The organism is Kitasatospora sp. NPDC047058, from assembly GCF_040643935.1.
Taxonomy (GTDB): domain Bacteria; phylum Actinomycetota; class Actinomycetes; order Streptomycetales; family Streptomycetaceae; genus Kitasatospora.
In genome coordinates, this window is sequence record NZ_JBEYVJ010000459.1 from 1 (window position 1) to 4,775 (window position 4,775).

A 4,775-nucleotide genomic window follows, 5' to 3' on the forward strand; every position below is an offset into this window, starting at 1 on the left:
AGGCGCTCGACGGCATCGCCACCACCCTGAGCGCCGACGGCCTGCGCGCCGCCGCCGAGGTGCTGGCCGCCGCCGACCACGTCGTGGTCGTCGGCGCGGGCCTCTCCGGCGCCGTCGTCCTGGACGCCGCCTACCGCCTGCGCGCCCTCGGCCTCCGGGTCGACGCCCCCGCCGACCCGCTCACCGCCCAGCTCGCCGCCGCCGGGCTCCTGCCGACCTCCGCCTGCCTGGCCGTCAGCCACACCGGCGCGACGCGCACCGTGGTCGACACCGCCCGCCGCGCCCGGGACGCCGGCGCGCCCGTGATCGCCCTCACCAGCTACGCCCGTTCCCCGCTCAGCGAGGCGGCCACCCACACCCTGGTCGCCGGCGGCCAGGACGTCGTGTTCGGCCTGGAGACCACCGCCAGCCGGATCGCGCACCTGGTGGTGCTCGACGCCCTCACGCTGACCCTGATGGGCTTGCGCGGGGGCGCCGCGGAACGGGCGCTGAACCTGTCGGCGGACGTGACGGCGGACCACGCGTACTGACCGCGCGCACCGACCCACCGCGTGCCGGCCGCCACGTACCGACCACCGCGCGCCGGCCGCCCCAGACCGGCCGCGCCACCTCCGGCCCGTGCGCCCCGCCCGCGCCCCGACGCGCCCTCCGGGCCCGGTGCGCCCCGCCGGGCCCGCCCTGCGCTCCGAATCCTGCCTCCGGTCCGGCTCCCGCTCGCCGCTTCGAAGCCCGCTCCGCGCTCCGGCCGGGAGAATCCCAGGTCGTCCGGTCAGTGGCGGTGTGTAGGCTCGCTGGCATGGTGAGGGTGACGCGGGACGATGTGGCGAGGGCGGCGGGGACGTCCACCGCGGTCGTCAGCTATGTGATCAACGACGGGCCGCGGCCGGTGGCGGCGGCGACCCGGGCGCGGGTGCTCGCCGCGGTCGAGGAGCTCGGGTACCGGCCGAACCGGGTCGCGCAGGCGATGGCCCGGCGCCGGACCAACCTGATCGGCATGGTGGTCCCGGACGCCCGGCAGCCGTTCTTCGCCGGCCTCGCGCACATGGTCGAGCAGGCGGCGGCGGAGCGCGGCCGGCTGCTGCTGATCGGGAACTCGGACTACGCCGACGAGCGGGAGGCCCACTACATCCGGGCGTTCCTCGGGATGCAGGTGGACGGCCTGATCCTGGTCACCCAGGACCCGTCCGTCCCCGGCGTGGCCGGCACCGACGCCGGCGACGGCACGCCCGTCGTCCTGCTGCACCACCGGGCCGAGACCGAGAGCGGGGTGGCCGTCGTCGCGGACGACGAGGGCGGGGCGCAGGAGGTGGTGCGGCACCTGCTGGAGCACGGCCACGCCGCGGTGCACTGCTTCGGCGGGACGTTCGCCCTCAGCGCCAACGACCCGGTGACGGCGCGGACCGCCGGCTGGGCGGCGGCCCTCGCCGAGGCCGGGCTGCCGACCGAGGGACGCCTCGTCCCCGCGCCGTTCGACCGGGTCCGGGCGCATGCCGAGGCGCTCGCGCTGCTGGCCCGCGCCGACCGCCCGACCGCCGTCTTCTGCACCACCGACGACCAGGCCATCGGCCTGCTGCGGGCCGCCGACGACCTGGGGATCCGGGTGCCGGAGGACCTCGCGGTGGCCGGGTTCGACGACATCGCGGAGGCCGTCATCGCCGGGCCGCCGCTCACCACGGTCGCCACCGCCCAGGACGAGATGGCGCGCGCCGCCGTCGACCTGGTGCTCAAGGCCCGCGAGGACGAGGAGCCCGCACCGGCGGGCGCCCGGACGTTCCCCGCCCGGATGGTCGTCCGCCGTTCCTGCGGCTGCCCGCCCGGCGGCGACCGGGCCTGACCCCGGCGGACCGGCCATGACCTCGGCGGGCCGGGCCCGACCGCAGCGGGCCGGGTCCGGCCGGTGACCCCGCCGGGGCCGCGGCGGCGTACGGCGGGCTCCCGGCGAGCCGGTCCCGCTACGTGCGGGATCCGGCGCGGTCCCCCGCCGCGTTGCGACGGGCGCGGTGGCGGCGGACGGCGTCGCGGTTGGCGCAGCGGTGGGAGCAGTAGCGGCGGCGGCCGGTGCGGGTGGTGTCGGCGAAGATCGTGCTGCAGTCGGCCACGGCGCAGCGGCCGAGGCGGTGCATGCCGCGTCCGACCAGGTGAAGGGCGGTGCCGACGGCGATCAGGGAGCCGAGCAGCGCGCCGGGCGACCGGCGGTCGTCGCGGTAGTGCAGGTGCCAGCCGTCGCCGGCGTGGTCGGTGAGCCGCGGGTGGTCGGCGGAGTCGGCCAGCATGCGGTTGAGCAGGGCGGCGCGGGTGCGCTCGTCGGGGGCGTCGACCACGCGTTCCCACGCGTCCAGCAGGGACCGGGCCCGGTCCAGGTCGGCCGGGCCGAACGGGCCGTCCACCTGCAGTCCGGCGGCCCGGCAGCGCCGGGCGAGTTCCCCGGCGGTCTTCGGGCGGCAATTGGCCAGCTCCGCGGCCAGGTTGACGGCATCCTCGCCGTAAGGGTTGAGGTGCATAAGACCATGACAGCAGGCTGGTCGGCATGAGTCACCCCCTCAGGAACCTTGTTCAGGTGCCGGTACGGCCGGCCGTGGCGGGCGATGTCCCGGAACTCGTCCGGCTGCGCGCGCTGTTGTTCGAGACGCTCGGCGGCGAGTACTTCAACCCGTCGTCGGCGGACGGCGGTTGGCGCGACGCGCTGGCCGGAGTGCTGGAGGAGCGGATCGCCGCCGGAACGATGCGGGCCCTCGTCGTGGACGGCGAGGACGGCGACGGCCTGGCCGCGTGCGGCATCGGCTCCGTCGAAGAACGCCTGCCCGGCCCGCACTTGCGCAACGGCCGGGTCGGGCTGGTGATCGGCGTCGTCACCGCCCCCGCGTACCGGCGGCGCGGCCACAGCCGCGCGATCATGCAGGGCCTGCTCGGCTGGTTCCGCGAGCAGGACGTCGCCCGCGTGGACCTGTACGCCTCCCACGACGGCGAGCCGCTCTACCGCGAGCTCGGCTTCACCGACCACCCGGACCCGGCCCTGTACCGGCGACCGTGAGCGTCCACACCCCGCCGAAGCACGGGGCCGGACCAGTTGACGCCACGGTACCGACCCGGCAGTCACCGGGGCGGTACCGGTGGGTCGTCCTCGGCGTCGCCACGTTCACCCAGGCCGCCTCCTGCTTCTTCGTACAGGGGGTCGGCGCGATGGGCGTCCAGCTCCAGCGCGACCTGCAGCTCAGCACGGCGCAACTGGGGCTGCTCCTCTCGTCCGCCCAACTCGTGCCGTTGGTCGGCTTGTTGGTGGCGGGCGAGCTGCTGGACCGCCATGACGAGCGCTGGGTCGTCGGGGTCGGGGCCCTGGTCGTCGCGCTCGGGCTGGCCGGAGGCAGTCTGGCGCCGGGCTACCCGGCGCTGCTGCTCGCCCTGCTGGTCGTCGGCGCCGGGTACAGCACCGCGCAGCCCGGCGGGAGCAAGTCGGTGGCGGCCTGGTTCGACGCGGACCGGCGAGGCTTCGCGATGGGCGTCCGCCAGGCCGGCCTGCCGTTGGGCGGGGCGCTGGCCTCGGCTCTCCTGCCCTGCCTCGCCGAGGAGTTCGGCCGGAGGGCGGCACTCCTGACCGGTGCGCTCGTCGCACTGGCGGGAGCCTGCCTGTTCATGGGCTGCTACCGCCGGCCGCCCACCCCGCCGAGCAGGCCGCCCGGCCGCCGACCGCCCGCCGCAGACGGCGCGCCCCCGCTCCGCTCCCGACTCCGGCTGCTGGGCGAGCCGGACATGGTGAGGATCGTGCTGTCCGGGACGAGCATGGTCACGGTGCAGTGCGGCCTCGGCGTCCTGGGCGCGCTCCATCTGCACGACGTGACGGCGCTCGCCCCCGGTCCGGCCGCGCTGGTCCTCGTGGTGACGCAGGTCGCGGGCATGGCCGGCCGGATCGGCCTGGCCGCCTGGAGCGACCGCTGCCGCACCGGGCGGTACGCGCCGGTCCGGGCGAGCATGGCCGCGGTGATCGCCGGGATGGCGCTGCTGGCCACACCCGCGGGCCAATCACCCGTGGCGGCCTGCCTGTTGTTCGCCTGGCTCGGGTTCTTCGGCATCGGCTGGTACGGTCCGTGGGTCGCCTGTGTCGCCGAGTCCGCGCCGCCGGACCGGACCGGGTTCGCCCTCGGCCTCGCCATGGCCGTCACGCAGATCGCCGTCGTCCTGGCCCCGCCCGCCCTCGGACTGCTCAAGGACGCCACGCACGGCTACGGTCCGGCGTGGGGAGCGCTCACGACGGTGACCGCCCTGGCCCTGGCGTTCGCCCTCCGCGCCGGGCGCTCCCGCCCCGGGTCGGGCGGGCCCGGCGGAGCGGACGTGTGCGCCCGCTGCTAGCATCCGCGCAGTTCAGACGGATGATCGACAGGACAGGGCCTCATGCAGGACGGCACGGACGAGCAGCACGCGGGTACGGACGAGCCGCACGTCAGCACGGACGGGCGGCAGGACGGGCCGCCGGAGGACGCCGTGGCCCGGGGCCGGCGTCGCGCCCTCGGCGTCGCCGGGCTCTGCCTGCTGGGGCTGGCCGGGGCCGGCGGGCTGCTCCTGGCCGGCTCGCACGAGTCCGGGGCCGCCGGCTCCGCTCCCGCGGACACTCCGTCGGTGTCGGCGAGCAGTACGCCCTCCGCGGCGGCCCCGACGACCGGGTCGCCGACGGCGGAAAGCCCGTCACCGGCCGCACCACCGCCGGCCCCGACGGACGCACCGGCCGCACCGGCCACGGAGAGCCCGGCACCGTCGGAACCGGCCGGCTCCGCCCCGGACGG

At 77.0% G+C, this 4,775-nt stretch carries 5 protein-coding genes and 1 pseudogene; 5 read left to right on the forward strand and 1 reads right to left on the reverse strand.

Features of this window, described 5'->3' with window-relative positions:
- Both ABZ885_RS35325 and ABZ885_RS35330 read left to right on the forward strand, forming a co-directional pair.
- A partial coding sequence (locus ABZ885_RS35325) for an SIS domain-containing protein (RefSeq protein WP_360198132.1) occupies positions 1–530 on the forward strand: 530 nt, incomplete at its 5' end.
- Positions 531–796: 266 nt separating this feature from the next.
- Complete coding sequence (locus ABZ885_RS35330; protein WP_360198135.1) at positions 797–1,834, forward strand: LacI family DNA-binding transcriptional regulator; 1,038 nt, start codon at positions 797–799, stop codon at positions 1,832–1,834.
- Between the two features lie 118 nt (positions 1,835–1,952).
- Here ABZ885_RS35330 and ABZ885_RS35335 read toward each other — a convergent pair whose 3' ends face one another.
- Entirely contained in the window at positions 1,953–2,501 is a 549-nt protein-coding gene (locus ABZ885_RS35335) for a CGNR zinc finger domain-containing protein (protein ID WP_360198138.1), read from the reverse strand.
- 26 nt (positions 2,502–2,527) lie between these two features.
- On the opposite strand from ABZ885_RS35335, the gene ABZ885_RS35340 reads away from it, so the two are divergent.
- The 3 genes and pseudogenes from ABZ885_RS35340 to ABZ885_RS35350 form a co-directional block, all read left to right on the forward strand.
- A complete protein-coding gene (locus ABZ885_RS35340; RefSeq protein ID WP_360198141.1) occupies positions 2,528–3,031 on the forward strand; it encodes a GNAT family N-acetyltransferase in 504 nt (167 codons plus the stop codon).
- Positions 3,028–4,344 (forward strand): MFS transporter, encoded by a 1,317-nt coding sequence (locus tag ABZ885_RS35345; protein WP_360198144.1) that lies wholly within the window; start codon positions 3,028–3,030, stop codon positions 4,342–4,344. Before ABZ885_RS35340 ends, ABZ885_RS35345 begins: the two co-directional genes overlap by 4 nt.
- 42 nt (positions 4,345–4,386) lie before the next feature.
- Positions 4,387–4,775 (forward strand): annotated as a pseudogene (locus ABZ885_RS35350) (hypothetical protein); the annotation flags it as partial.